This window comes from Burkholderiales bacterium (assembly GCA_023511995.1).
Classification (GTDB): domain Bacteria; phylum Pseudomonadota; class Gammaproteobacteria; order Burkholderiales; family Thiobacteraceae; genus Thiobacter.
Window position 1 is genome coordinate 101031 of sequence record JAIMAL010000001.1, and the last position, 26767, is coordinate 127797.

The window sequence follows — 26767 nt, forward strand, 5'->3', positions numbered from 1 at the left end:
CCAACGTTGCGCGCGCCCGGAGACCGGGGCTTTAGCCCGTGTCACTGCAGACCCAGGCCCGCGCCTCATCGTAGTCGTCGAACACCTCGATGTCGGCATCGACGAAAATGCGCTGCAGCCAGGCGCTCCAGGCCACCCATTGGCTGTCGGTCACCACCGCGATCTTGTCGAAGTCGTACTGATGCTCGCGGGAGAATTTGATTTCCTCCCACACCACATCCAGGGTGTAGCCCACCATGTCGCGCAGATCGATGAGCAGGGTCACCGGCCCGAGCTTCGCCGCATAAAGGACGTGTTCCTCGAACTGCCGGAAATCGTCGAGGGTGAATTCACCCAGGACGGACAGGGTGACGACGTTCTTCTCCACGGAGAGGCTGATCATGATGGGCACCTCGACTGGGTTTCGCGCCCATTGTAGAGAGGCGCTGACAACCGGGGCAAGGCTTGGGGCGATTCTCCTACCGCCTAAGCGCCCGGGCGGCAATCAGCCCATGGCCTTGGCCTGGCCTGCCCGGCTCGCCCAGGCACCGCTCAAGGCGATGAGGAGGATGGCCAGCCACGAGGCTGGCGGCAGAACCTCGTTCCAGAGCATCAGGCCCAGGAGACTGGCGAAGACCACCGTGCTGTAGGCCAGACTGCCCACCACCAGGGGATGGCCCCGCTTCCAGGCGCGGGTCATGGCGAGCTGCCCCAGGGTGGCGGTCGCGCCCAGGCCGAGGAGGAGGGGCAGATCGGCCACACCGGGAAGCCGGATACCGGTGAACCCCATCCAGATGGCCGCCCCCACCGTGCACACCAGGGTGAAGTAGAACACCACGCGCCATTCCGGTTCGCCCAGGGCGCCGAGCTGTCGCACGTTGAGGTAGGCCACGCCGGCGAAAAAACCCGAGGCCAGGCCGAGGAGCCTGGGCAAAAACGCCGTCCCCTCGAAACGGGGATTGAGCAGCAGCACCACGCCGACGAAACCCAGCACCAGCGCCGCGATGAGCCACCAGGCGGGCTTCTCCCGCAGGGTGAGGATGAGGAGCAGGGCGAGGAAAAGGGGTGAGGTGTAGTTGAGGGTGATGGCGGTGGCAAGCGGCAGGGCGGTGAGGGCGTAGAAGAAAAGCATCAGGGCGAAAAAGCCGGCAAGCCCCCGCGAAACATGCATACGTAAGTGGGGCGTGGCCAGACTGAGGCGCTGCCAGCGCACGCTGCCATAGACCACAGCCAGACCGATGAGGGAGCGGTAGAAGACGAGCTCAACGGCGGAAAAATGGCGGGCGCCCAGTTTCACGAACACGCCCATGAGGGCGAACATGAACCCGGCCACCACCATCCAGCCGGATTTCATGCCGTGAAGAAGGCAAGCGGTGGCACGGGCAGGCCTTCAGAGGTGGGGCTCGATGTGCCGGCGCAGAAAGGCGTGGAAGTGGAGCATGCCGTCCTCGGTGGGCGACTGGTAGGGGCCGACTTCGTTGTCGCCCCGCTGCCACAACGCCTTGCGGCCATCCTGCATGCGCTGGCAGATTTCCTCGTCCTCCACCGCCGTCTCCATGTAGGCGGCCTGCTCCGCCTCGACGAACTCGCGCTCGAAGAGGACGATGTCTTCGGGATAATAGAACTCCACCACGTTGATGCAGGACTCGATGCCCGTTGGCCAGACAGTGCTCACCACCAGGGTGTGGGGGTACCACTCCACCATGATGTTGGGGAAATAGGTGAGCCAGATCGCGCCATAGGGGGGCAGTCTGCCCTCGTCGTAGCGCAGCACCTGCTCGTGCCATTTCTGGTAGACGGGTGAGCCGGGTTTGCGCAGGCCGTCGGCAACCCCCACCGTCTGCACGCTATACCAGTCGCCGAACTCCCACTTGAGGGCATTGCAATCGACGAAATGGCCAAGCCCGGGGTGGAAGGGCACGACGTGGTAGTCCTCCAGATAGACCTCGATGAAGGTCTTCCAACTGAAGTTGTAGGGCTGGATGTGCACCCGGTCCAACATGTAGCCCTCGAAGCTCAGCTCCTTGGCCACGCCCAGCCCGGCCAGATCACGCGCCGCATCCCGCGGGCCGGTGAACAGCAGGCCGTTCCAGGTTTTGAGGGGCGTGCGTTTGAGGTCGAGACAGGGCTGGCTTTCGAACTGGGGTGCCCCCATCAGTTTGCCGGTGAGATCGTAGGTCCAGCGGTGCAGGGGGCAGACGATGTTGCGGGTGTTGCCGCGGCCGCTCAACATCAGCGCCTGCCGGTGGCGGCAGACGTTGGAGAGGAGCTCGATGCCCTGCGGCCCGTTGACGAGGGCACTGCCCTTGTTCATCCAGTCGAGGACGTAATAATCCCCCGGGTTGGGGACCATCAGCGCGTGGCCCACATAGCCCGGCCCCTCATCGAATAGGAGCTTTTTCTCCAGCTCGAAAATCTTCGGATCGAAATACCACTCGATGGGAAGCTGGGTGGGGTTGCGCGTCAGCGCGGAAGTGGTGGACAGATCGGACATAGGCCCCTTGCGGATGGAACGCTGTCAGTCAACGCCCTCGGCGGTCAGGGATGACCGCTGTAGCCCCCTCTTGCGACGGCCGCCGGCAACTCGGCGCCCCGCGCTAAAAATGACAATTATGTCCACTTTTCGCGACCGCGGCAAGGGCCGCAGAAGGAGGGGCTTTCCGCATTGACCGGCCCGGCCCGGCTGCGGTACTTTTAGACTCTTTTCCCGCACAGGGTTCCCATGAGCAAATCCCAGAAAGCGCCCACCTTCGAGGCGGCCATCGCCGAGCTGGAAAAAATCGTCGCCAGCATGGAAAGCGGCCAGTTGTCCCTCAAGGAATCCCTCGACGCCTACCGCCGTGGCGCGGAACTCGTCAAGCTGTGCCAGCGCGAACTGCAAGATGCCGAACAGCAGGTGCGCATTCTCACCGAATCCGGCGAGCTTGCGCCCTTCGTGCCCGAGGCGGCCAAGTGAGCGGTCCTGACGCCGCGTTCTCCCCGGCCTTCGAGGACTGGGCGCATCGCCACTGGGCGCGCATGGAGGAGGTGCTCGGCCGCATGCTGCCCGCCCCCGACATCTCCCCCATGCGCCTGCACCAGGCCATGCGCTATGCCGTGCTGGGCGGGGGCAAACGGATACGGCCGCTATTGGCCTTTGCCGCGGGGGAGCTCGCCGATGCCCATCCCGAACGGGTGGAGGTGGTGGCCTGCGCGGTGGAACTCATCCACACCTATTCCCTCGTCCACGACGATCTGCCCTGCATGGACGATGACGTGCTGCGGCGGGGCAAACCCACCGTCCACGTGGAATTCGACGAGGCCACCGCCCTCCTGGTGGGGGATGGGCTGCACAGCCTCGCCTTCCAGCTCCTCGCCCAGTATCCCCTGGCGGACGATCCCCACCGGCAACTGGAAATGGTGGCCCTGCTGGCGGTCGCGGCGGGCTCCCGCGGCATGGTGGGGGGCCAGGCCATCGACCTTGCCAGCGTCGGCAGGCAGCTCACCCTGCCCGAGCTGGAATCCATGCACGTGCATAAGACCGGGGCGCTGATCCGCGCCTCGGTCATGCTGGGCGCCCTCTGTGGCCGGCTCGCCGAGGAGGACGTGGCGCGGCTGGATCACTTTGCCAAGTTCATCGGGCTTGCCTTCCAGGTGGTGGATGACGTGCTGGATGCCGAGGCCAGCACGGCCACCCTGGGCAAGACGGCGGGCAAGGACGCCCGGCAGAACAAACCCACCTATGTGAGCCTGCTGGGGCTCAACGAGGCGCGCCGCCTGGCCCAGGAAATGCGCGAGGATGCCATCGCCGCCCTGGAACCCTTCGGCGATCGCGCCCGGCGGCTTAAGGAGATCGCCGATTTCATCGTGCTGCGCCGTTTCTAGCCATGTCCACGTCTTGGCTGCTCGAGACCATCCACGACCCCCGTGACCTGCGGCGGCTTAACCGGCGCGACCTGCCGCGTCTGGCTGCCGAGCTGCGGGCCTTTCTCGTGGAAAGTGTTTCGCGCACCGGTGGTCATCTCGCCTCCAATCTGGGCGCGGTGGAGCTCACCATCGCCCTCCATTACGTCTTCAACACGCCGGAGGACCGGCTGGTGTGGGACGTGGGCCACCAAAGTTACGTGCACAAGATTCTCACCGGCCGCCGCGAAGCCATGGCCACCCTGCGCCAGCGGGGTGGGATTGCCGGGTTCCCGAAGCGGGAGGAAAGCCCCTACGACACCTTCGGCACGGGGCATTCCAGCACGTCCATTTCCGCGGCGCTGGGCATGGCCATCGCCGCCAAACGGGCCGGCCTCGACCGGCGCACGGTGGCGGTCATCGGCGATGGGGCGCTCACCGGCGGTATGGCGTTCGAGGCCCTCAACAACGCCGGGGCAAGCGATGCCAACCTGCTCGTGGTGCTCAACGACAACGAGATGTCCATCTCCCCCAACGTGGGGGCGCTGACCAACTACCTGGCCAAGCTTTTGTCCGGCCGCTTCTACACCGCCGTGAAAAAGACCGGCGGCCAGATGCTGGAGGCCATCCCCCCCATCCGCGAGCTCGCCAAACGGGCGGAGGAACATTTCAAGGGCATGGTCATGCCCGGCACCCTGTTCGAGGAATTCGGTTTCAACTACGTGGGCCCCATCGACGGCCACGACCTCGACGTGCTAATCGATACCTTGAGCAACCTGCGCCGCCTGGAGGGGCCGCAGTTTCTCCACGTGGTCACCCGCAAGGGGCAGGGTTACAAGCTCGCCGAGGAGGACCCCTGTCTCTACCACGGGGTGGCGCGCTTCAACCCGGCGCAGGGGCTCGCCAGCCGGTCCGCCCCGGCGAGGACCTATACCGAGGTCTTCGGCGAGTGGCTGTGCGACATGGCCGAGGCCGATTCCCGCCTCATCGGCATCACGCCCGCCATGCGCGAGGGGTCGGGCATGGTGGCCTTTGCCGAACGCTTCCCGGATCGCTTCTTCGACGTGGGGATTGCCGAGCAACACGCCCTCACCTTTGCCGCGGGGCTCGCCTGCGAGGGCCTGAAGCCGGTGGTGGCGATCTACTCCACCTTCCTGCAGCGGGGCTATGACCAGGTCATCCATGACATCGCGCTGCAGAACCTGCCGGTGATGCTGGCCATCGACCGCGCCGGCTTGGTGGGGGCGGACGGGCCCACCCACGCCGGCGCCTTCGATCTGTCCTTTCTGCGCTGCATTCCCAATCTCACCGTCTTCACCCCGGCCGATGAGAACGAATGCCGGCAGATGCTCTACACCGCCTTCACCCTGGATACCCCCACCGCGGTGCGTTATCCCCGGGGGGTGGGCCCCGGGGTGCCGGTGGAGCCCACCCTGCGCGCCCTGCCTATTGGCAAAGGGGAGATCCGCCGCCGGGGCAGACAGGTCGCGCTGCTTGCCTTCGGCAGCATGCTGGCGCCCGCCCTGGCCGCCGGGGAGGAGTTGGACGCCACGGTGGCCAACATGCGTTTCGTCAAACCCCTGGACGATGCGCTGGTGAAGCTGCTCGCGGAAAGCCATGGGCTGCTGGTCACCCTGGAGGAAAACGCGATTGCCGGCGGGGCGGGCAGCGCGGTACTCGAATCCCTGCAAAAACAAGGGCTTGTCGTGCCGGTCCTGCAGCTTGGGCTGCCCGATCGCTTCATCGAGCATGGGGACCCCGCCGAGCTTCTGGCCGAGTGCGGCCTCAATGTGGCGGGCGTGGTGGCCAGTGTCCGTCGCCATACCCGAGTACTTTACTCAAGTATTGAGCTGGCTTATACTGGGGCCAAGTGAACCCCGCCCGCTTGCGGGCTCCAGTCGAGAAGGACCTCCCCATGAACCAGTGTGAAGTGCTCCCCATGGCCGACGTGCAGGCCACGGCCGACACCCGACAGCTCGCCATCGACAAGGTGGGCGTCAAGTCCGTCCGTCACCCCATCCGGGTCGCCGACAAGAGCGCCGGTGTGCAGCACACCGTGGCCGTCTTCAACATGTATGTCTATCTGCCCCATCACTTCAAGGGCACCCACATGTCCCGCTTCCTGGAGATTCTCAATGGCTATGAGCGGGAGATCTCCGTCGAGAATTTCGAGCACATGCTGCGGGAGATGGTGCGGCGGCTGGAGGCGGAGTCGGGTTATGTGGAGATGACCTTCCCCTATTTCGTCAACAAGACGGCGCCGGTGTCAGGCGTGCAGAGCCTGATGGACTACGAGGTGACCTTCATCGGCGAAATCGACAAGGGACAATACCGGCAGACCATGAAGGTCGTGGTGCCCGTCACCAGTCTGTGCCCCTGCTCCAAGAAGATTTCCGCCTACGGTGCCCACAACCAGCGCTCCCACGTGACCATCACCGCGCGCTGCAACAGCTTCGTCTGGATCGAGGACTTGATCCGCGTGGCCGAAGAACAGGCCTCCTGTGAGCTTTATGGGCTGCTCAAGCGCACCGACGAGAAATACGTCACCGAGCGCGCCTATGACAATCCCAAGTTCGTGGAGGACATCGTCCGCGACGTGGCCGCCGTGCTCAACCGCGACGACCGCATCGACGCCTACATCGTCGAGTCGGAGAATTTCGAGTCCATTCACAATCACTCGGCTTATGCCCTGATCCAGCGGGACAAGACCAGGCAATCGGTGGTCTGACTCGAAAAGCCTGGGGCGGGCACCCGCCTCCGCCCCGCTGATCCCTGATTCCTGCTCCCTCAGTAGTTCTGGGTGAGGGTGAGGACGTTGCCCTCGCGGCTCATTTGCAGGCGGGAAAGAAAGCTGTTGCCCAGCAGGGCGAAGCCATCGGGCAGGCTGTCGACGACGGTGGCCTCGACGAAATTGAGGGAGATGGGCCCCACCTTGACGTTGTCCAGGGTGACCTTGTAGGCCATCACCATGCCGCCTGCGGTGGAAACCGCGCCCTGCGGAGCGCGGGTGAGGTCGATGCCCATCTGGCGCGCGGTGTTGGTGCTGAAGGAAACCAGGGTGGCGCCGGTGTCCACGAGGAAACGGATGGGCCGGCCGTTGATGCTGCCCGTGGTGGAGAAATGGCCGCCCGCGTCCGCCACCAGCTTGACGGTGGGCTTGGCGCCGCCGGCGTAGGCGGTGGCAATGCGCTGGCCCATGGCCACCCGCTTGCGTTGGCCATCCACTTCGAACACCGCCGCTGCCGAGTCGGCACTGATGAGCTTCACCCCTTCGGGGGAGGTTTGCCCCACGCTCATCACCCGGGGCGGGCCGCCGTTGATGGAGACCATGGCCTTGTTGGCGAAAAGCCCGCTGACTTCGATGTCCGTTGCCCACGCCGGGGCCGCGGCGAGCAGAAACAGCAGGAAGCGGTTAAAATGGCGGCGGATTCCCTTGCCCATTTCGTCTCCCCCATGAAGCCGGTTGCCGTCTTTCGTCATGCGCCCACCGAAGGGCCAGGCTATTTTGCCAGCTTTCTCGAACGCCGGGGTATTCCTTTGGCATTGATCCCCATCGACAATGGCGCCCCTGTGCCGCGGGAGCCCGATGCCTATGCCGGTCTGGTGTTCATGGGCGGCCCGATGAGTGTGAACGATGATCTTCCCTGGATTGCCCGCGTGCTGGAACTCATCCGGCGCGCGGTGGAGCGGGAGGTGCCGGTGCTGGGCCATTGCCTGGGTGGCCAGCTCATGGCCAAGGCCCTGGGCGGCCAGGTGGGGCCCAATCCGGTGAAGGAAATCGGCTGGGGCGAAGTGGAGGTGCTTGAAAACGACGCCGCCCACGCCTGGTTCGGCGATGCACCCCGGCGTTTCCTTTCCTTTCACTGGCATGGCGAGACCTTCACCCTGCCGCCGGGCGCAACCCACATCCTGCGTTCCGCCCATTGTGAGAATCAGGCCTTCGTGCTGGGCCCGCATCTGGGCATGCAATGCCACGTGGAGATGACGGCGGAGATGGTGAGGACCTGGTGCGAGGTGGGAGCGGAGGAAATTGCCTCCGCGAAAAGCCCGGCAGTGCAGACGCCCTTCGAGATCCTCACCGATCTCGAAGGGCGGGTGAGCCGCCTCAATGCCGTGGCGGACCGGCTCTACAGTCACTGGATCGCGGGCTTGCGCACGTGAAAGCCTCCCTCCCCCCGCCCTTCGGGGGAGAGGGAAACGCTTTGACGGAACGGATAAGGGGGAAGGGGAGCCTTGCCGAAAGACACCCCAAGGGCCCGGGCTTTGATCTGATGCTTGATGCCTGATCCCTGTCACCCCATCGCCTTGATGGCGGCGGACAGGCGGCTCTTGTGGCGCGCAGCCTTGTTCTTGTGCACGATTTTCTTGTCGGCGATGCGGTCGATGATGCGCATCGACTCGCGGAACACCTGCTGGGCCACGGTCTTGTCGCCGGCCTCGATGGCCTTGCGGACCTTCTTGATGGCGGTGCGCAGGCTCGAGCGCAGGCTCGCATTGTGCATGCGGGCTTTCTCCGACTGGCGCGCGCGCTTGCGGGCTTGGGCTGAGTTGGCCATGTAAGCTCCTGAAGACGAGAACTCGGAAAAAGGCGCAAATCCTACCCCAGAGTCGGCCGTTTTGCAACGTCACCAAGGGCTTGCACGCCTGCGCCGCGGCTGCCTGTATCATGCAGACTTTTCGCCTTTTCCATGAATCTCCTCAAAGCCCTGGCCACCGTGGGGTCCATGACCCTGGTGTCGCGCATCCTCGGTTTCGTGCGCGACGCCGTGATCGCCCGCGCCTTCGGCGCCGGGGTGATGACCGACGCGTTTTTTGTCGCTTTCCGCATTCCCAACCTGCTGCGGCGGCTCTTTGCCGAGGGGGCGTTCTCCCAGGCCTTCGTCCCCATCCTCGCCGAATACCGGACCCAGCGCGGCCAGGATGCCACGCGGCTTTTGCTGGACCACGTGGCGGGGATGCTCCTGCTGGCACTGTTTCTGGTGACGGTCCTGGGGGTGCTTGCCGCGCCGTGGGTGATCTATGTCAGCGCGCCGGGCTTTGCCGACGAGGCGGACAAATTCGCCCTCACGGTGGCCATGCTGCGCATCACCTTTCCCTACATTCTCTTCATTTCCCTGGTGGCTTTCGCCGGGGGCATCCTCAACACCTACAGCCGTTTCTCGGTGCCGGCCTTCACGCCGGTGCTGCTCAATCTCTCCATGATCGCCGGCGCCCTGTGGCTTGCACCCCACTTCGATCCCCCGGTGTTGGCGCTGGCCTGGTCGGTGTTCATCGGCGGGGTGCTGCAGCTTGCCTTCCAGTGGCCCCATCTGGCGCGCCTCGGCCTTTTGCCCCGGCCCCGCTTTGCCTTCCGCCACGAGGGGCTCTGGCGCATCCTGCGTCTCATGGGGCCGGCGGTGTTCGGTGTGTCCATCGCCCAGCTTTCGCTCCTCATCAACACCATCTTCGCCTCCTTCCTGGTGACGGGCAGCGTTTCCTGGCTCTACTATGCCGACCGGCTGATGGAATTCCCCACCGGCATTCTCGGCGTGGGCCTGGGCACCATCCTGCTGCCCAGCCTGTCCCGGCACTTCGCCAGCCAGGACCACGGCGAGTATGCGAAGCTGCTCGACTGGGGACTGCGGCTCACCCTGCTCCTTGCCCTGCCGGCGGCGCTGGCGCTGGCGCTCCTTGCCGTTCCCCTGATCACCACGCTCTTTCACTACGGCCAGTTTTCCGCCCACGACGTGTGGATGACGCGCAAGGCGCTGATGGCCTACAGCGTGGGGCTGGTGGGGCTGATCCTGGTCAAGGTGCTGGCGCCCGGCTTTTATGCCCGCCAGAACATCAGGACTCCGGTGAAAATCGCCGTGCTCACCCTGGCTGCCACACAGGCCATGAACCTCGCCTTCATTGGCTTCCTGCACCATGCCGGGCTTGCCCTTGCCATCGGCCTGGGGGCGTGTCTCAATGCGGCGCTCCTCTTCCGCGGCCTGCGGGGCGCGGGCGTGTATGTGCCGCAGCCGGGTTGGGGTGGTTTCTTGCTGCGCCTTGCCATCGCCCTTGCGGTGATGGGCGGGGTTCTGGCGTGGCTGGCGGGGCCTAACGAGGCCTGGCTTGCGGCCGGTGCCGCCCGCCGCGTCCTTCACCTCACCCTCCTGGTGCTGGCCGGTGCGGTGAGCTATTTCGCCATGCTCTTCGCCCTCGGCATGCGTCCCCGGGATTTCGTCCGCCGCGCGGCCGACTAGTGGCTTGCGCCGTGCCTGGCTGCCGTTAGAATCGGAAGCCTATGCTGAATACCCTCAAACTTACGCCCCGTGCCTGCCGGGCGCAGGCCGGTGTGGCCCTCACCATCGGCAATTTCGATGGCGTGCACCGCGGACACCAGGCGATGCTCGCCCGGCTTCGGGCCGCCGCCAATGAGTGGGGATTGCCCGCGGCGGTGATGACCTTCGAGCCCCATCCGCGGGAATTCTTCGCTCCCCAGCAGGCGCCGGCGCGGCTTACCACGCTGCGGGAGAAGGTCGAGCTGATGCGGGAGCTGGGGGTGGACCTCGTCTATCTTTGCCGCTTCGGCGCGCGGCTGGCCGCCATGGCTGCGGAAGCGTTCATCGAGCAGGTGGTGGTGGGCGAAGCGCGCGCCAAATGGGTCCTGGTGGGGGACGATTTCCGTTTCGGCGCCGGGCGCAAAGGCGATTTCGCCCTCCTTGAGGCTGCAGGCCTCCGCCATGGCTTCACCGCGGAGAGCCTGGGGAGCGTCATGGTGGATGGCACGCGTGTGTCCTCGACGGCGGTGCGGGAGGCACTCGCCGCCGGTGACATGGCGTGGGCGGCGCGTCTGCTGGGACGTCCCTACAGCATCAGTGGCCGGGTGGTGCATGGCGACAAGCTGGGTCAGGTGTTCGGCTTTCCCACCGCCAACATCCAGATGAAGCACAACCGCCCGCCGTTGTCCGGCATCTTTGCGGTAGAATTGTGCGGCCTCGAAGGCGCCTGCCTGCCCGGGGTGGCAAGCCTCGGGGTGCGCCCCACGGTGAAGCGGGACGGAGCCCCCACCCTGGAGGTCCACATCTTCGATTTCCACGAACGCATTTACGGCGCCCATGTGCGGGTGAATTTCCTGCACAAGCTGCGCGACGAGGAAAAATACCCCACCGTCGAAGCCCTCATCGCCCAGATCGAACGCGACGTGGCGCAGGCAAAGCTTTTTTTCAAGGCAAGGGCACAAGGCTAGCGAGGGCTTCGTTCCCCTTGCTGCCTGCATTTGGATTGGACATGGCTGACTACAAGAGCACGTTGAATCTGCCGGATACGCCTTTTCCCATGCGGGGCGATCTGGCGAAACGGGAACCGGGCATGGTGGAGCGCTGGCAGCAGGGGAGGCTCTACCAGCGTATCCGTGAAGCCTGCCGCGGCCGGCCCAAGTTTATCCTGCATGACGGACCGCCCTATGCCAATGGCGACATCCATATCGGTCATGCGGTGAACAAAATCCTCAAGGACATCATCGTCAAGAGCAAGACGCTGGCCGGCTTCGATGCGCCCTACGTGCCGGGCTGGGACTGCCATGGGCTGCCCATCGAGCTGCAGGTGGAAAAGACCCATGGCAAGAACATCGACCCCGCCCGCTTCCGCGAGCTGTGCCGTGCCTATGCGGCAAGCCAGATCGAGCGCCAGAAAAAGGACTTCATCCGCCTCGGTGTGCTGGGGGATTGGGACAATCCCTATCTCACCATGGATTACCGCTTCGAGGCGGACATCATGCGCGCCCTGGGGAAAATTCTGGAAAGCGGCTATCTCTACCAGGGCATGAAGCCGGTGCACTGGTGCGTGGATTGCGCCTCGGCGCTGGCCGAGGCGGAGGTGGAATACGAGGAGCGTGTCTCCCCCGCCATCGATGTCGCCTTCGCCGCTGAAGACAGCGCCGACATTGCGCGGCGCTTCCATCTTGCCGGCGTGGCGGCACCGGTGTTCGCCGTGATCTGGACCACTACCCCCTGGACGCTGCCGGCCAACCAGGCCATCTGCGTGCATCCGGAGTTCTATTACGACTTGGTGCAGACGGAAAAGGGTGTGCTGCTTTTGGCCCGCGATCTGGTGGAAGCCTGCATGGCGCGCTACGGTCTTGCCCAGTGGGAGGTGCACTCCAGCGTCCGCGGTGCCGCGCTGGAAGGGGCGCGCTTCGTCCATCCCTTCCTTTCCCGTGTGGTGCCGGTGATTCTCGGCGAGCACGTCACGCTGGAGACGGGCACCGGGCTTGTGCACACCGCGCCCGGCCATGGTCTGGAGGACTACGTGGTGGGCCTGCGCTACGGCCTGCCGGTGGAGGCACCGGTGGGGGACGACGGCCGTTTCCTGGAGGGCACCGCGTTTGTCGCCGGGCAGAACGTCTGGGCGGCCAATGAAACCATCCTGCGTCTGCTCGCCGAGGGCGGGCGGCTTTTGAAGCACGACAAGGTGCAGCACAGCTATCCCCATTGCTGGCGCCATAAGACGCCCATCATCTTCCGCGCCACGCGCCAGTGGTTCATCGCCATGGACCGACCGGGACGCAGCCGTGAAGCGACCCTGCGCAGCCAGGCCCTCGCCGCAGTGGAACACACCCGCTTCTTTCCCCACTGGGGGCGGGCACGCCTGGAAGCCATGATCCGCAATCGCCCGGACTGGTGTGTCTCCCGGCAGCGCAACTGGGGCGTGCCGTTGCCGCTGTTCGTCAACCAAGAGACTGGGGAGCTCCATCCGCGCACACCGGAATTGATCGAAAAGGCCGCACGCCGTGTGGAGGAGGCGGGCATCGAAGCCTGGTTCAGCCTCGATGCGCGGGAATGGCTGGGGGAGGAGGCGGAGCGTTACCGCAAGGTCACCGACACCCTGGATGTCTGGTTCGATTCCGGTGTCACCCATGCCTGTGTCCTGAAGCGTCGCGCCGGGCTTAGCCATCCCGCCGATCTCTATCTGGAAGGCTCCGACCAGCACCGCGGCTGGTTCCAATCCTCACTCCTTACCGGTTGCGCCATCGATGGCCATGCGCCTTTCAAGGCGCTGCTCACCCATGGTTTCGTCGTTGACGGCCAGGGTCACAAGATGAGCAAATCCAGGGGTAACGTGGTGGCGCCGCAGAAGGTGGTGGACACCCTGGGGGCGGACATCCTGCGCCTATGGGTGGCGGCCACCGATTACTCCGGGGAGCTCTCCATCTCCGACGAGATTCTCAAACGGGTGGTGGAAGCCTACCGCCGGCTGCGTAACACGTTGCGCTTTCTCCTTGCCAACGTGGCGGATTTCGATCCCCGCCAGCATGCCCTGCCGGTGGATGAATGGTTCGACCTCGACCGTTACGCCTGGGTGCTCACCGCCGATTTGCAGGCGGAGCTGGAACGGCATTACGCCGAGTTCGAGTTCCACCACGTGGTGCAGAAACTGCAGACCTTTTGCTCGGAGGAGCTGGGCGGTTTCTATCTCGACATCCTCAAGGACCGTCTCTACACCACCGGCCGCGACTCCCGCGCGCGCCGTTCGGCGCAGAATGCCCTCTACCACATCACCCACGTCCTCACCCGCCTGCTGGCGCCGGTGCTCTCCTTCACCGGCGAGGAGGTGTGGGCGGTGCTGACGGGGCGCGAGGATGACAGTGTCTTCCTCACCACCTGGCACCGCCATCCGCTGCCCAAGGATGCTGCGGCCCTGCGCGCCAAGTGGCAGGCGGTGCGCGAGGTCAAGGCCCAGGTGCAAAAACGCCTGGAAGAGGTGCGGGTGGCAGGCAGAATCGGCTCCTCCCTGCAGGCCGAGGTGGACATTTATGCAAGCGGCGCCCGCTACACCGTGCTGCGCGAGCTGGAGGACGACCTGCGCTTCGTGCTCATCACTTCCCAGGCGCGACTCTTCGAAGTGGCCAATGCTGCGGAGGAACGCATCGAAGTGACACCCAGCCCTCACCCCAAGTGCGAGCGCTGTTGGCACTACCGCGCCGACGTGGGGGCGGACCCGCGCCATCCCACCCTGTGCGGCCGGTGTCTGGCCAATCTCTTCGGCGGCGGGGAGCCACGCCGCCATGCCTAAGGCGTGGGCGGATCTTGTCCGCTGGTACGCGGTCGCCCTTGCCGTGGTCGTGATCGATCAGGCGAGCAAGCTCGCAGTGACGAAGTTTATGCTGCCCGGCAGAGAGATCCTGGTGACGCCCTTTTTCAATCTGGTGCTCGCCCACAACACCGGTGCCGCTTTCAGCCTCCTGGCCGGGGCGGGGGGCTGGCAGCGGGGGTTTTTCATCGTCGTCGCCACCATTGCCGCCGTGGTGATCGGTGTGCTCCTTGCCCGGCATCGCGAGGAACCGCGTTATTGTCTCGCGCTGGCCGGCATCCTGGGCGGCGCCCTGGGCAATCTCCTGGACCGGCTGCGGCTCGGTTATGTGGTGGATTTCCTGGATTTCCACGTGGCAGGCTGGCACTGGCCCGCCTTCAACGTCGCCGACATGGCCATCACCGGCGGCGCGGCCCTGCTCATCTGGGACAGCCTGGCCCGGGGGCGGGCGCAATGAACACCGTGGCGCCCGGCGACACGGTGGTCCTTCATTACCGCCTGGCGGCGGGGACGGGGGAGGAACTGGAGGGCACCTTCGGCGGCGAGCCGGCTACCATCACCCTTGGCCAGGGCGAGCTGGCGGAGAACCTGGAGCGCTGTCTCATCGGGCTTGCCAGCGGGGAGCAGCGGGTTTTCCTGCTGCCCCCGGAGCAGGCCTTCGGCCATTGCGACCCCGCACTCCTGCAGCGCCTGCCCAGGGCGGCCTTTCCCCCCGACATGGCCGTGGCCCCGCGCGCCCTCATCCGTTTCACCCTGCCCAACGGCAACGACCTGGTGGGCACGGTCGTGGAATGCGGGGCGGAGACGGTCGTGGTGGATTTCAACCACCCGCTGTGTGACTGTCCGGTACAGTTCGAGGTGCAGGTTTTGGCGATCAGGCGGCGGGGGAATCCGGCGCCGGAACGACGTTGATGGCGTGGGCCCCCTTTTCGCCATAGGCCACATCGAAGCTCACGCGCTGTCCATTGCGCAGGGTGCGGTAGCCATCCATCAGGATGGACGAATAGTGGACGAACAGGTCCTCGCCCTCCTCGGGCTCGATGAACCCATAGCCCTTGCTGTTGTTGAACCACTTGACGACGCCCATGGCCATGGCAGGCTCCTCCTCCTTCCAGTGAAACACCGGCGGTTGCCGTAAAACCTTGTTATTATTGGAAGCGCATCCTATTACACCATCTGAGGCAAACATGCAAGTCCTGCTGGCCAATCCCCGTGGCTTCTGCGCCGGGGTGGACCGTGCCATCGAGATCGTCGAGCGCGCATTGGAAAAATTCGGCGCGCCCATCTATGTGCGCCATGAAGTCGTGCACAACACCTTCGTCGTCGAGAGTCTGAAGGCCAAGGGCGCGGTGTTCGTTGACGAGCTATCCCAGGTGCCCCCTGGCGCCACGGTGATTTTCAGCGCCCATGGCGTGTCCAGGGCGGTGCGCCAGGAAGCCGAAGCGCGCGGCCTGCGGGTGTTCGACGCCACCTGCCCGCTGGTGACCAAAGTGCACGTGGAAGTGGCGCGCATGCGTGCGGCCGGCAAGGAAATCGTCATGATCGGCCACCGCGGCCACCCGGAGGTGGAAGGCACCATGGGCCAGGCAGACGGCGGCATGTATCTGGTGGAAAGCGTGGAAGACGTGGCGAGCCTCCGCGTCGGGGAGCCGGAAAACCTCGCCTTCGTCACCCAGACCACCCTTTCCGTGGATGATGCCGCCCAGGTGATCGCCGCCCTCAAGGCGCGCTTTCCCCTCATCCAGGGGCCGAAGAAGGACGACATCTGTTACGCCACCCAGAACCGCCAGGACGCCGTCAAACGCCTGGCCGCTGCCTGCGACGTGGTCATTGTCGTGGGCTCCCGCAACAGCTCCAACTCCAACCGTCTGCGGGAAGTGGCGGAAAACCTCGGCACCCCGGCCTACCTCGTGGACACCGCCGACGACCTGCGCCCCGAGTGGTTCGCCGAAAGCCAGCGGGTGGGGGTCACCGCCGGCGCCTCGGCGCCGGAAGTGGTGGTGCAGCAGGTGGTGGCCCGCCTTCAGGCCATGGGCGCCGAAGTCGCCGAAATGCCCGCCCCCGCCGAGATCGTGCACTTCCCCCTGCCCAGGGGGCTCGCTGACTGAGCCCCCGGCGCCTTCACTGATCGACGATCTCCCGCCACATGATGCGCCGCTTGGCGCTGCCGCTGGTGGTCACCGGCACGCTGCCACCTTTCTGGGTCTGGTCTGACTGCTGGGTGAGCCACTTGGGCTGGCCGTTGGGCAACATGATCACCGTCGGCCGGCTGGCAAGCGCATTGCCAAGCGACATGCCACTTGCACTAAGCGTCGAACCATAGACGCTGCTGCTGAAGGCGTAGTCGAAGAAATAGATCCAGCTGCTGCCGCCCGGTTCACAGGGATCGCTGTTGGGCACGTTGGTGGTGACCACCAAGGTGCCCAGGGCGAGGAAGGGAGCGCCGATGACCCGCTGTCCCACCGTCGAGGGGGTGGTGGCCGTGGTGTTGGGGAAGTCCACGAACCAGCCTTTCTTCGTGTTCCAGTTCACCGTGGTGGGCGTGATGGAGACCGTGCTGCCACTGACGCTGATGGTCTGCTGCACCAGATTGCTGCGCAGGGGATTGATCAGCGGATTGGGCGAAAGATCGTCCAGCAACGCATAGAGGCTTTGCGTCTGGGTGGCATGGGCATTGGCGCCGGCTGTGCCGGGGATGTCGCTCTGACCGAGATAACGGCCGGTGCCCACATAGACCACGCGCTTGCCCAGCGTGGCCAGTTCCGCCAGTTCGGGTGGCGTGGTGATCGGCTGGTAGTTGCCGGAAGCATCCACCAGTGTCGCCAGTTTCTTCACGTTCCAGCTCCCCGAGGCACCGGTCAGGTCGAACCGCCACACATTGCCTTTCAGGTCACCACCGTAGACGTAATCGGTGGTTGCATCCACGTCGCCGTTCTGCACGTAGGCGCTGATGAAGGCGAGCCCGCTGGGGTCGGTGGAAGAACCCACGCCCGTGCTGATGTCCTTGATGAGATTGCCGGTTTTTGCATCGAGGACGAACAGGTGGCCTTCCCCGTCGCCCCCGGTGTCGGAGCCGTTGTTGTAACCCGAGGTGACCAGCACCACCCAACCCTTGCTTTGGGTTTTGACGATGATGGGGGTGCCGAAGGAGTAGCCGATGTTTTTCTTCACGCTCGGGGGCGTTGAATTATTGGGGAACTCCCACAACACCTTCGCCGCCACGTCGGCATCCGAGCTGGCGGAAGGATTGGTGATGTCCAGGGCGTAATAGCCGCGGCCCCCCTTGCCCAGGCCGCCCACCAGGATGGTGTGCCAGTCGGGGCTGCCCGAGGAGCTGGCGGTATTGTTGAAGTCCACATCGCCGGAAACCGGTGTGGCATCGATATAGTTGAGGTGGGTGAAACCTGTGCGCAGGCTGAGGTTCACCAGGCTGCTCGTCCCGGTGTAGCTGCCGAGATTGGTGTTGAGCAGGATGCCCGGCACATAGGCCCACATCTCCTCGCCGGTATCCGCCTTGAAGGCATGCAGCATGCCATCGTTGGCCCCCTGGTAGAGCATTTTGGTGCGGCTCGCCTGGGCGGTCTTGAACGCCCCGTAGCCGCTGTCCCCGTAATTGGCGCGGGGTGGCGGCACATAGACCGCCTCGGCATTGATGATGTCACCCAGAATATGGGTCCGACCGCGGTAGTCCAAGTTTTCCCGGCTCCGGTCGCCGCGCAGGAAATCGAGCACCTTATTGCCGTCGCTGGTGCCGGGCGGACTCACCGGGGTGTTGAGCCTGCTTTTGAGGCTGGACGGCAGGCTCGACCAGGTGAAGGGGATGCCGCTGCTTCCGTTGTAGGTGGCGATCTTGCGGCTGCTCCAGGGCATGGCGTCAAGCTGGATCTGGGCGGGGCTAACCCATTTGGGAGCGCTCAGGTTGGGCAGTCCGGTGACGAGGTCGATGGCGTAGGCATTGAGCTCGCCAAACCAGTTGCCCGAGTTGTAACCGGAAATGAAAGCCGAATTGTCGCTGCTGGTGACATAGGGATTGCTCACCGTGATCGCCGCCGCCGCCCCCTCGCGGCCGATGATGTTGTTCAGCGCATCGATCAGCCCCTGGGCGAACTCGGTGGGATTGGAGGCACTGAAGAAGCGCCCATGCCCGTTGATGGCGGCGTGGAAAAGATCGTCCACATTCTCAAACGTACCGCTAGCGGAGGGCTGGGGCCAGGAAATGGCGTAGCAGGCCGTCGCATTGTAGGGTGGCGGGCAAGTCGCGGGATTGATGGAGCCAACCACCCCCAGGCCCACGGTATAGGTCACCATGTGTTGCCAGAAGGCCTCGTCTTCTGCGGTGCGGCGCAGCTTGTTGGGCAGGTCCGGGCGCAGGTCACGATACCAGTAATACATGGCTACATCGGCCAGGGTGTTGCTCCAGTTATCGCTGTAGGGCGCTGCCTTCACCGTCTGCGGGTTGCTGTAGGGGGGTGAGCCCGTGGGAGCCTTGTACTGGTAGCTCAGGGCGGCACCCGTCGCGGGATCGGTGCCACTGATGAGGGGCCCGTTGGTGTTATCCACGTTCCCGGTGGCGGTGGAGGCAGCCGTGCTGTTCCAATAACCGTCGGTCATGAGCACCGTATAGTTCTGCCGGCAGTAGGCATGGGGCGTGGTGGAGGTGCTGGAGCCGGGATTGTCCCCCCACGGCCCTGCATTGTCGGTACGCATGAAATATTGGCCCACGTCATCCAGGGCCCTGCGCAGGGGTGTTCCTGCCGCGGGGATCACGTGGTTGTAGAGGGTGGAGAAGAAGTTTCCGCGGTCGGTGCCCGTGAAGGGCCGCACGCCGTTGATGATGGTGGCCGTGGCTACCCCGTCCACCGTGGTGGAACCCTTGTTGATGGCACCAAAGCCCACGCGCGGGGTCTCGGGCAGGCGGGAAAAAGCATGACCTACGCCGGCGCGAGCGGCCAGTACCCGGGAACGGTAGTAGGTGTACCAGTTGGCGAAGTTCTGGATTTCCTCCGCGTAGGTACAGGTGGCGGTGGCCGCACTGGCGCAGTCGGTGCGGTTTTCCCGGCCCTCACCCGTATAGGTGGGGGTGCTTGATTTGATCTCCACCTTGGTGAAATTGCTCCAAGCCGTGCCAGTTCCCGAGTCGAGGCGGAAGTAGGTCGCCGGGTAGTAGCTCTTGGATCCCGTACTGCAGCTCCACGATCCTGGCCATGTGGGCCCTACCTTGCACCACGTCGCCGACTCAGTAAGCGTGGTGGTCAGATTGCGGCAACCCTTGGAGGTGTCGGCTGGGTTGTTGTAGGCACAGGTGGGGCTGGCGGCAGGCCACAGCGTCCCATCTGCCTTGGCCCAGGGACGGTAGGTCACCGCAGGGTTGTAGTAGAGCTTGTTGATGTCCTTTGAGCGGCTGCGGGCGTTGAAGGCGTCATTGTTGTCCGGGGTGGGCACCATATTCGAGTAGTCGCTACCACCGTATATACCGCTCACCAGTCTGGGAAAGACGTAGTAAACCCAAGTCACCTCATCGGGCAGCAACTCCCACTGCATGGACCCGGAGTCATCCAGCACGAACATGATATTGGGCGCGGCGCGGGTGGTGACGGCCATGGGTACATCGGCAATGTCGGTGGAAGCCGCGTGCGCCATGGGCAACGCCGTGGCCAGCAGCGCAAGCCAGGGAGGGAAACGGGATGGACGGTTCATGGATGGGTCCTCCTCATCAGCGGAAACCGACGACGGCCTGGGCCAGGGTCGTGGTGCCCCGCGGCCCCTGCACCCTTGCCGTGACGCGGTAATAGATCATCCCGGTGCCTGCAAAAACGGGGACACCGGCTCGTTTCGAGCCGCCACCGGTGGCTTGATCCTGCACACAGTTGGCATCCTTGTCCGTCACCGGCAGGCTGCCCTGGCAGAGGCGGTCGATCACGTACTGGATGCGGTCGGCGCCGGCGGCAACGCTGCCACATGTCACGGCGGCACCAATAGCGGTGCGGCAGGGCACGGTGCTCCAATCGATGGTGGTGGGTACGCCAAGGGGATCAACCGGTTGTTGCAGGGCAAAGTACTGGTTGGGGACATCTGCCTCCGCGGTGGTGGACAGGTTGGCCGCCAGCCAGTCGAGGGCCATTTCGAAGGCCTGGTCGGTGGCCTGCAGGGTGTCCTGCTTGAAGGCCATGTTGCCGGCAATGAGGCTGCCGGTACTGTGGGAACGCACCAGACCGATGGCAGCCAGCGTCATCGCCACCAAGGCGATGAGGGCGATGATCAGCACCACGCCGCGTTGACGATTGATTCCGCTCATACGCTTCCCCAGATGACATTGCGCAAGGGCACGACGGTTTCATAGACGCGGAAACGATGGCATTGCCAGTTGGCGGGCAGGTTGAAATTGCCGCCGCTCCAGGTGGGGGCCACGGTGGTGGTGTCACATGCCCCTCCGGCCACGGACGGCTTTTCCGCGATGGGTGAGCGCACCAGCACCGCCAGACGCACCGCCCGGATGCCGCGAACCTGGGCCGCCGTGGGGGTTTGCCAGTTCCCGGGGGCGCAGGCGCTGCCGGCCGCTGTGGCATCCACCCAGCAGGTGACCTGCTGGCTGCCCGCGGGGGCGACGCCATACTGGGCTTGTAAATCCACGACGTCCGCCGCCAGGGGGCTTGCGCCGGCACCTGGCGGAATCAGTTCCTCCACAAAAAGGGACTGGGTGGCGGCGGAGGGTTGGACGGAGTACCGGCGCGATACCAGTTGCCCCAACTGGTAGACGTTGGCACCGATCCCATAGGCGGGCCAGCCGCTGGTGATGGCGCCACTCATGTTGTAGGGCGCGCCAGCGCCGTTGTTGTGCACGAAGCCGAACAGCCCGGACCCCCCCGCGGGAGCCTGGATGTTGGTGATCTGCATGAGGCTGCAGTTCACTCCGTCGCTGACGATGATCACGTCGCCGACACTGAAGCCGGTGGTGTTGGTGACCTTCAAGTCCCCAGCCGGGGAGGGCATGGCCTGGCGGATTTGCACGGGAATGCCGGGGCGCAGGGAGGCACTGGAGATGAGTTCGATCTGGTCGGGGTTGCTCCCGCCTTCGATGATGCGCACTGGCATGATGGCCGTGGTGCCGAGACCGGGCGCCGGGGTGACCACGCCGCCCGGCCCATCGTAGCCGCTGAAGACATTCGTGCAGGTCATGAGGGGGTTGGCGGTGAGTCCGTAGCCCGCCATGCGGATGTCGCGTTCCAGGGTGAGGAGGGCGGCGAGGCCGTTTTCCTGGGTATTGGCACCCGCAACGCTGGTGCGTTTCTGCCCCTCGAAATTGGCGTACATCTGGGTGATGACGAGGGTGGCGATGAGCGCCACCGCCATCCCCACCAGCAATTCCACCAGGGTGACGCCGAGCTCACGCAGACGGAAGGCATTCATAGGGCGTTGGGTCCTTTGATGAGGGTGCTCACGCTGTGACTGTGAAAGGTGCCGCTACTCACGTCCTGCGCGGCCTGCCAGCAGAGGGTCACCGTGACGCGGCGGCTTACGGCATCGACGGTGATCTGCTGCCGGTTGGCGCCGGCACCGGGCAGGGTGGCGTTGACCTGGGCCTGCCATTTGGCGATGTTGGTGGCGGCCTGGGAGCCGCCGGGCGCGGCGGACCCGCCGACGAAAGCGCAGTTGGCACCACCGGTGTTGAGGGCATACTGGGTCAGATTGTTGTCCGGGTCGTCCGACCACATGGCGCCAATGATCGCGTTGGCGAGAAAGGCCGCATCCGCCCGGTACTTGGCATCCCGCACATCGCTGATGGCCGTGGCTTGCAAACCCATGAGGGCGAGGATGCCGAAGGAAAAGATCAGGATGGCGATCAAGGCTTCCAGGAGCGTGAAACCCCGGACATTGCCCCGGCTCCGTGAGCGCTGCCGCATGGTTTTCTCCTCAACAGGCCTGAACGTTGCCGGCAGGCAGCGCCGGATCGCACAGCCGCACCTGCCCGGCGGGGCTCACCGTGGCGCGTAGGGGCCGGGTGGCGGCCGCCACACTGCTGCCGAAATCGATGGTGACATTGCCCCCGCCCGCCAGCCGCCCCTGGCCATTGAAGACCAGGGAGGCCTGGGTGGCGTTGACCGTGGCGTTGGCGGTGCCTTCGGCGCGGGTCCGGCCCTCGATGAAGTCGTCGGCGCCATACACGCCACTTGCCCGGAACACGCGCACCACCCAATGGGGGCCCTGGGGGTCCGGCGCCAGGGCGTTGACATTGGCCGCCACCGGCTCCGTGGAGGTGAACAGAAATTCCACCGGAGCATTGCGCCGCACCGCTTCGGCCCGCGCCCGTTGCAGGCCGGCCATTGTGGATTCGGCATAGGTGCGGATCTGGCTGTTCTGCATCCACTCCGTGAACGCGGGCAGGCCTAGGGTGAACAGCACCGCCATGAGCAGGATGGTGATCATGAGTTCGAGGAGGCTGAACCCCGCGGCTTTCAGCATACGCCTCCCCTCCGGGTGATCCAGCAGTTGGTCAAGGGCGCGGCCCAGCCCCCGCCTGCCGTGATGACGGAAGTGCGGTTGCCATCCTGATCGATGGTGTAGGTGAAGTTCGCCATGGGACCGATACCATTGGCCGTCAGGACGAAAGTCTGACCGCCATTGGCTGTCACGCAGTTGTAGGTGAAGAACTGGGTGTTGGGGCAGGGCACCCCACAGTTGCCCCCGCACTGGGCTCCGGCATAGGTGCGGTTGTCCTGATAGAACTGTTCCATCCGCACCCGCAGGGCGGCCAGGGTGCTGGTGCCATCCTGTATCTGGCCACGCCGGACGTAATCCTGGTAGGCGGGTACGGCGATGGATGCGAGGATGGCGATGATGACCACGACGATCATCATCTCGATCAGGGTGAAGCCATTTGCTGTCTTGGGCTGCGCCATGGGAACCTCCTCTGTTACGCTCCGGATGCTAGCGGCATGGCCTGGCGCGTGCCAGCCCGGCCCGACGAGCGGTCAGCGCCGCGGAATGACCGGCCGGGTGGTTGCCGCGGGGGTGGTTTTCGATCCATCGGGGCGGCCGGGTCGCAGGGGGTTTGTTAGAATCCTCTGATTCATTGATAGGACGGGCGAGGGGCGGGATTTTGCGTGATTTCCTCATTATCGGCGGTGGCGTGATCGGCTGTGCCACCGCCTGGGAGCTCACCGCAACGGGGGCGCGGGTGACCCTCGTGGAGCGGGGCGCGCTGGGTGGGGAGTCGTCCTGGGCCGGGGCCGGGCTGCTGTTTCCCCTGTTGCCCTGGGACTACCGGCCAGAGGTGGCGCAGCTTGCGCAGGCGGGCCGCCGGCGCTTTGCCGCGTGGGCGGCTGAGCTGGCGGCGGAAAGCGGTGTCGATCCGGAATACCTGGAAAGCGGCCTGCTGGTGCTGCCACCCTATGACCGCGAGGCGGCGCTCGCCTGGGCCGCGGCGGAACGGGAGGAGGCCGCGGAAGTGAGCCCGCGCCTGGTCGAGCCGCAGCTCGACGCCAGGGGGGTGGCCCTGTGGCTGCCCCGGGTGGCTCAGGTGCGCAATCCACGGCTGCTTGCCGCGCTGCGCGGCGCGCTTGCCGCCCGCGGCGTGCCGATCGTGGAAAACGCGGGCGTGATGCGCTGGCAGGTCAAGGCCGGGCGCATCGAGGCTGTGCTCACCGCCGATGGGCAACGGCTGGAGGCGGAGCGATACGTGGTTGCCGCCGGTGCCTGGAGCGCCTCCCTGCTCGCGCCCTTGGGGCTTGCGCTCCCCGTCTGGCCGGTGCGGGGTCAGATGCTGCTTTTCCACGCGCCGGGCGCACTCGGCCACATGGTGCTCGCCGGCGGCCGCTACCTCATCCCCCGCCGGGATGGCCACCTGCTGGTGGGCAGCACCCTGGAGGAGGTGGGGTTCGACAAAGCCGTGACGGAGGCGGCGCGCAGCGAACTTCTGACGCTCGCCCAGACCCTGGTGCCGGCCCTGCGGGGCCGCGTGCCCCTGCGTCAGTGGGCGGGGCTGCGCCCGGCCAGCCCCGACAATCTGCCCGTCATCGACCGCGCCCCCGGTTTTTCGAATCTTTGGCTCCACACCGGTCATTTCCGCTATGGCGTGACCATGGCCCCCGCCTCGGCGCGGCTTTTCGCCGACCTCGTCCTCGGCCGGGAGCCCCTCCTCGACCCCGTGCCGTACCGCTACAGGGATCAGTGATCAGGCATCAGTGATCAGGGGACAGGGGACAGGCGACAGGGAACGCCGTGCTCTTCCGCGACCGTGGCGCTTGGGCCGCAAGAAGCCTGCATCCCGGATGGTGGAATGACCCTGGCGCGGGGCAGGGAGCGCACTTTACAGCCCTGGGGGAGGTTCATATACTGCGGCCACTGGCGCCATAAAGAGAATTTATGCAGTCAGCATAAACCGTCGCCGGTCCGGCTCTGCCGGTTGCGTCCGTTCCCCAACCCGTTCGAGGAGGCATCGTGGAAATCACCGAAAAGCATCGCGAGTACTGGCGAAGGAATCTCGTCCTTACCGGGGTTCTGCTCGTCATCTGGTTCGTGGTCACCTTCGTGGTGGGCTATTTCGCCCGGGAGCTCAACCAGTTCACCTTCCTTGGCTTCCCCTTTGCCTTTTACATGGGCGCGCAGGGGTCGCTGATCATCTACGTGATCATGATTTTCTACTACGCCAAGCGCATGAACCGCCTCGATGAGGAATACGGGGTGGCGGAAAGGGAGGAAAAATAAATGGCTGCCACGACTCAGGCTCAGTTCACCCAGTCGCTCAAGAAGTACTACAGCTTCTACACGGGTGGCTTCATTCTCTTCATCATTCTGCTCGCCATTGCCGAGCAGATGGGCATGCCGGCGAAATGGATCGGCTATGTCTTCCTCTTCGCCACTGTGGCCCTCTACGCCGGCATCGGCATCATGAGCCGTACCGCGGACGTGGCCGAGTATTACGTCGCGGGGCGCCGCGTGCCGGCGGTGTTCAACGGCATGGCCACCGGCGCCGATTGGATGAGCGCCGCTTCCTTCATCGGCATGGCGGGCGGCCTCTACATCCAGGGCTATGACGGCCTTGCCTTCATCATGGGCTGGACCGGCGGTTATGTGCTGGTGGCGCTGTTGCTTGCCCCCTACCTGCGCAAATTCGGCCAGTTCACCATTCCCGATTTCCTCGGCGCCCGCTATGGCGGCCATACCGTGCGCACCATCGGCGTGCTGGCGGCCATTCTGTGCTCGTTCACCTACGTGGTGGCGCAGGTGATGGGGGTGGGGCTGATCACGGCGCGTCTGACCGGCATCGAGTTCCAGATCGGTGTCTTCGTCGGCCTGGCGGGTATCCTGGTCTGCTCCTTCCTGGGCGGCATGCGCGCGGTGACCTGGACGCAGGTAGCGCAGTACATCATCCTCATCATCGCCTATCTGATTCCGGTGGTCTGGCTTTCGGTGCAGCAGACCGGCAATCCGGTGGCGCAGATCGCCTATGGTCAGCAGCTTGCCAAGGTGTCGGAGCTGGAAAAGAAAATCAAGGACGATCCGAAAGAGATCGAGGTGCGCCAGATCCACAAGGAGAAGCAGCTGGCCCTGGAGGCGCGCATCAAGGAGCTGGACGCCAATCCCGAAGCCGTGTACGCGGAGGAGAAGGCCAAGGTGCAGGCGAAGCTTGCCGAGCTCAAGGCTTCACCCACAGCGGATGAGAAGGCCATCGCCGCTGCGGAAAAAGCGGTGAAGGAGTTTCCGCCCACGCCGGCCAAGCTCAAGGAGAAGCTGAAGAAAGATGCCGACGCCGCCAAGGCGAAGGCGGCTCCGCCGCGCGCCCATGCCGAGGCCTTCCCGGGCAAGGACGAGGAGGAGCGTAACGTGAAACGGCGCAACTTCCTGGCGCTGATCTTCTGCCTCATGCTGGGCACGGCGGCACTGCCCCACATCCTGATGCGCTACTACACCACGCCCTCGGTGCGGGAAGCGCGGGAATCGGTGGGCTGGTCGCTGTTCTTCATCTTCCTCCTCTATTTCACCGCGCCGGCGCTCGCCGTGCTGGTGAAGTTCGACGTCTACAGCCACCTGGTGGGCACAAGCTTTGCCACGCTCCCGGCCTGGGTGGCGAAGTGGGCGGCGGTGGATCCCACGCTCCTGTCGGTGAAGGATGTCAACGGCGATGGCATCGTTCAGCTCGCCGAGATCTCCCTGGGTCAGGACATCATCGTGCTCGCCACACCGGAAATCGCCGGCCTGCCCTACGTGGTGTCGGGCCTGGTGGCGGCGGGGGGTCTGGCGGCGGCGCTGTCCACTGCGGATGGGCTTCTGCTCACCATCGCCAATGCCCTCTCCCATGACGTCTACTACAAGATGATCAACCCCAATGCGTCCACCAAGACGCGGCTCACCGTGGCCAAGACGCTGCTTCTTCTGGTGGCGGTGGCAGCGGCGTCGGTGGCGGCGCAGAAGCCTGCCGACATCCTCTTCCTCGTGAGCGCGGCCTTCAGCTTCGCCGCGGCGAGCTTCTTCCCGGCGCTGGTGTTGGGCATCTTCTGGAAGCGGGCCACCAAGTGGGGGGCCATTCTGGGTATGATCGCGGGGCTGGGCATCACCTTCTACTACATGGCCACGACCCAGCCCTGGCTGCGGGGCGTGTTCGGCGTGACCATGCCCATTGCGGATGCGAAGTGGTGGGGGATCGAGCCCATTTCCGCCGGCCTGTTCGGCGTGCCCCTGGGCTTTGCGGTGATGATCATCGTGAGCCTCCTCACCCCGGCGCCTGACAAGGCGACCCAGGAGCTGGTGGAGCATGTGCGCTATCCCAGCCTCGAGGGGGATATCCGCACCGAAGCCACCTGATGGCTGGATGAGTGGAGCTTGCGAGGCCCGCCTCCGGCGGGCCTCGCTT

General features: G+C 65.0%; 26 protein-coding genes. 14 read left to right on the forward strand and 12 right to left on the reverse strand.

What is annotated here, in order from left to right; genetic code table 11:
* Positions 1-31: 31 nt before the first annotated feature.
* The 3 genes from K6T56_00490 to K6T56_00500 form a co-directional block, all read right to left on the reverse strand.
* Positions 32-382 (reverse strand): STAS/SEC14 domain-containing protein, encoded by a 351-nt coding sequence (locus K6T56_00490; GenBank protein ID MCL6554817.1) that lies wholly within the window; start codon positions 380-382, stop codon positions 32-34.
* 102 nt (positions 383-484) lie between these two features.
* Entirely contained in the window at positions 485-1333 is an 849-nt protein-coding gene (locus tag K6T56_00495) for a DMT family transporter (GenBank protein MCL6554818.1), read from the reverse strand.
* Between the two features lie 36 nt (positions 1334-1369).
* Positions 1370-2473 (reverse strand): aromatic ring-hydroxylating dioxygenase subunit alpha, encoded by a 1104-nt coding sequence (locus K6T56_00500; GenBank protein MCL6554819.1) that lies wholly within the window; start codon positions 2471-2473, stop codon positions 1370-1372.
* Positions 2474-2701: 228 nt separating this feature from the next.
* Between K6T56_00500 and xseB the strand changes: the two genes are divergently transcribed.
* The 4 genes from xseB to folE2 all read left to right on the forward strand — a co-directional run bounded on the left by xseB (position 2702) and on the right by folE2 (position 6589).
* The gene (gene xseB / locus K6T56_00505) at positions 2702-2935 is read left to right on the forward strand and encodes an exodeoxyribonuclease VII small subunit (GenBank protein MCL6554820.1); all 234 of its coding nucleotides are present in this window, start codon (positions 2702-2704) and stop codon (positions 2933-2935) included.
* A 62-nt stretch (positions 2936-2997) separates the two neighbouring features.
* Positions 2998-3843 (forward strand): polyprenyl synthetase family protein, encoded by an 846-nt coding sequence (locus tag K6T56_00510; protein MCL6554821.1) that lies wholly within the window; start codon positions 2998-3000, stop codon positions 3841-3843.
* A 2-nt stretch (positions 3844-3845) separates the two neighbouring features.
* Positions 3846-5735 (forward strand): 1-deoxy-D-xylulose-5-phosphate synthase, encoded by a 1890-nt coding sequence (dxs, locus tag K6T56_00515; GenBank protein ID MCL6554822.1) that lies wholly within the window; start codon positions 3846-3848, stop codon positions 5733-5735.
* Between the two features lie 41 nt (positions 5736-5776).
* A complete protein-coding gene (gene folE2 / locus K6T56_00520) occupies positions 5777-6589 on the forward strand; it encodes a GTP cyclohydrolase FolE2 (GenBank protein ID MCL6554823.1) in 813 nt (270 codons plus the stop codon).
* Positions 6590-6648: 59 nt separating this feature from the next.
* Here folE2 and K6T56_00525 read toward each other — a convergent pair whose 3' ends face one another.
* The gene (locus tag K6T56_00525; GenBank protein MCL6554824.1) at positions 6649-7302 is read right to left on the reverse strand and encodes a TIGR02281 family clan AA aspartic protease; all 654 of its coding nucleotides are present in this window, start codon (positions 7300-7302) and stop codon (positions 6649-6651) included.
* Between K6T56_00525 and K6T56_00530 the strand changes: the two genes are divergently transcribed.
* Positions 7279-8022 carry a type 1 glutamine amidotransferase gene (locus K6T56_00530; GenBank protein ID MCL6554825.1) on the forward strand — a complete coding sequence of 248 codons (744 nt, stop codon included), beginning with the start codon at positions 7279-7281 and terminating at the stop codon, positions 8020-8022. The genes K6T56_00525 and K6T56_00530 overlap by 24 nt on opposite strands.
* Before the next feature lie 131 nt (positions 8023-8153).
* Here K6T56_00530 and rpsT read toward each other — a convergent pair whose 3' ends face one another.
* The gene (gene rpsT / locus K6T56_00535; GenBank protein ID MCL6554826.1) at positions 8154-8417 is read right to left on the reverse strand and encodes a 30S ribosomal protein S20; all 264 of its coding nucleotides are present in this window, start codon (positions 8415-8417) and stop codon (positions 8154-8156) included.
* A 132-nt stretch (positions 8418-8549) separates the two neighbouring features.
* On the opposite strand from rpsT, the gene murJ reads away from it, so the two are divergent.
* From murJ to K6T56_00560, 5 genes are read left to right on the forward strand one after another with little or no spacing between them, the layout of a single operon-like run.
* Positions 8550-10088 carry a murein biosynthesis integral membrane protein MurJ gene (gene murJ / locus K6T56_00540; protein MCL6554827.1) on the forward strand — a complete coding sequence of 513 codons (1539 nt, stop codon included), beginning with the start codon at positions 8550-8552 and terminating at the stop codon, positions 10086-10088.
* A 41-nt stretch (positions 10089-10129) separates the two neighbouring features.
* Entirely contained in the window at positions 10130-11074 is a 945-nt protein-coding gene (locus K6T56_00545; GenBank protein MCL6554828.1) for a bifunctional riboflavin kinase/FAD synthetase, read from the forward strand.
* A gap of 41 nt (positions 11075-11115) precedes the next feature.
* Positions 11116-13899: an isoleucine--tRNA ligase gene (gene ileS / locus K6T56_00550; GenBank protein MCL6554829.1), complete on the forward strand. Its 2784-nt coding sequence runs from the start codon at positions 11116-11118 to the stop codon at positions 13897-13899.
* On the forward strand, positions 13892-14374 hold the full coding sequence (gene lspA / locus K6T56_00555) for a signal peptidase II (GenBank protein MCL6554830.1): 483 nt from the start codon (positions 13892-13894) through the stop codon (positions 14372-14374). The genes ileS and lspA overlap by 8 nt, the downstream gene beginning before the upstream one ends.
* Positions 14371-14829: an FKBP-type peptidyl-prolyl cis-trans isomerase gene (locus K6T56_00560; protein MCL6554831.1), complete on the forward strand. Its 459-nt coding sequence runs from the start codon at positions 14371-14373 to the stop codon at positions 14827-14829. The genes lspA and K6T56_00560 overlap by 4 nt, the downstream gene beginning before the upstream one ends.
* Here K6T56_00560 and K6T56_00565 read toward each other — a convergent pair.
* On the reverse strand, positions 14792-15010 hold the full coding sequence (locus K6T56_00565; protein ID MCL6554832.1) for a cold shock domain-containing protein: 219 nt from the start codon (positions 15008-15010) through the stop codon (positions 14792-14794). The genes K6T56_00560 and K6T56_00565 overlap by 38 nt on opposite strands.
* A gap of 94 nt (positions 15011-15104) precedes the next feature.
* Between K6T56_00565 and ispH the strand changes: the two genes are divergently transcribed.
* Positions 15105-16025, forward strand: coding sequence for a 4-hydroxy-3-methylbut-2-enyl diphosphate reductase (gene ispH / locus K6T56_00570; protein MCL6554833.1), 921 nt, complete (start codon positions 15105-15107; stop codon positions 16023-16025).
* A 13-nt stretch (positions 16026-16038) separates the two neighbouring features.
* Here the strand turns inward: ispH and K6T56_00575 are convergent, their stop codons facing one another.
* The 6 genes from K6T56_00575 to K6T56_00600 are packed head-to-tail and all read right to left on the reverse strand — an operon-like array spanning position 16039 to position 22814.
* The gene (locus K6T56_00575; protein ID MCL6554834.1) at positions 16039-19614 is read right to left on the reverse strand and encodes a hypothetical protein; all 3576 of its coding nucleotides are present in this window, start codon (positions 19612-19614) and stop codon (positions 16039-16041) included.
* A 16-nt stretch (positions 19615-19630) separates the two neighbouring features.
* On the reverse strand, positions 19631-20212 hold the full coding sequence (locus K6T56_00580) for a hypothetical protein (protein MCL6554835.1): 582 nt from the start codon (positions 20210-20212) through the stop codon (positions 19631-19633).
* Positions 20209-21324, reverse strand: coding sequence for a PilW family protein (locus tag K6T56_00585; protein MCL6554836.1), 1116 nt, complete (start codon positions 21322-21324; stop codon positions 20209-20211). The genes K6T56_00580 and K6T56_00585 overlap by 4 nt, the downstream gene beginning before the upstream one ends.
* The gene (gene pilV / locus K6T56_00590) at positions 21321-21818 is read right to left on the reverse strand and encodes a type IV pilus modification protein PilV (protein MCL6554837.1); all 498 of its coding nucleotides are present in this window, start codon (positions 21816-21818) and stop codon (positions 21321-21323) included. The genes K6T56_00585 and pilV overlap by 4 nt, the downstream gene beginning before the upstream one ends.
* Before the next feature lie 10 nt (positions 21819-21828).
* Complete coding sequence (locus K6T56_00595; protein MCL6554838.1) at positions 21829-22377, reverse strand: GspH/FimT family pseudopilin; 549 nt, start codon at positions 22375-22377, stop codon at positions 21829-21831.
* Positions 22371-22814, reverse strand: coding sequence for a prepilin-type N-terminal cleavage/methylation domain-containing protein (locus K6T56_00600; protein ID MCL6554839.1), 444 nt, complete (start codon positions 22812-22814; stop codon positions 22371-22373). Before K6T56_00600 ends, K6T56_00595 begins: the two co-directional genes overlap by 7 nt.
* Before the next feature lie 200 nt (positions 22815-23014).
* Between K6T56_00600 and thiO the strand changes: the two genes are divergently transcribed.
* The 3 genes from thiO to K6T56_00615 all read left to right on the forward strand — a co-directional run bounded on the left by thiO (position 23015) and on the right by K6T56_00615 (position 26718).
* Positions 23015-24088 (forward strand): glycine oxidase ThiO, encoded by a 1074-nt coding sequence (thiO, locus tag K6T56_00605; protein ID MCL6554840.1) that lies wholly within the window; start codon positions 23015-23017, stop codon positions 24086-24088.
* A 266-nt stretch (positions 24089-24354) separates the two neighbouring features.
* Positions 24355-24621, forward strand: a complete 267-nt coding sequence (locus K6T56_00610) for a DUF4212 domain-containing protein (protein ID MCL6554841.1) — start codon at positions 24355-24357, stop codon at positions 24619-24621.
* Positions 24622-26718, forward strand: coding sequence for a cation acetate symporter (locus K6T56_00615; protein ID MCL6554842.1), 2097 nt, complete (start codon positions 24622-24624; stop codon positions 26716-26718).
* Positions 26719-26767 lie beyond the last annotated feature (49 nt).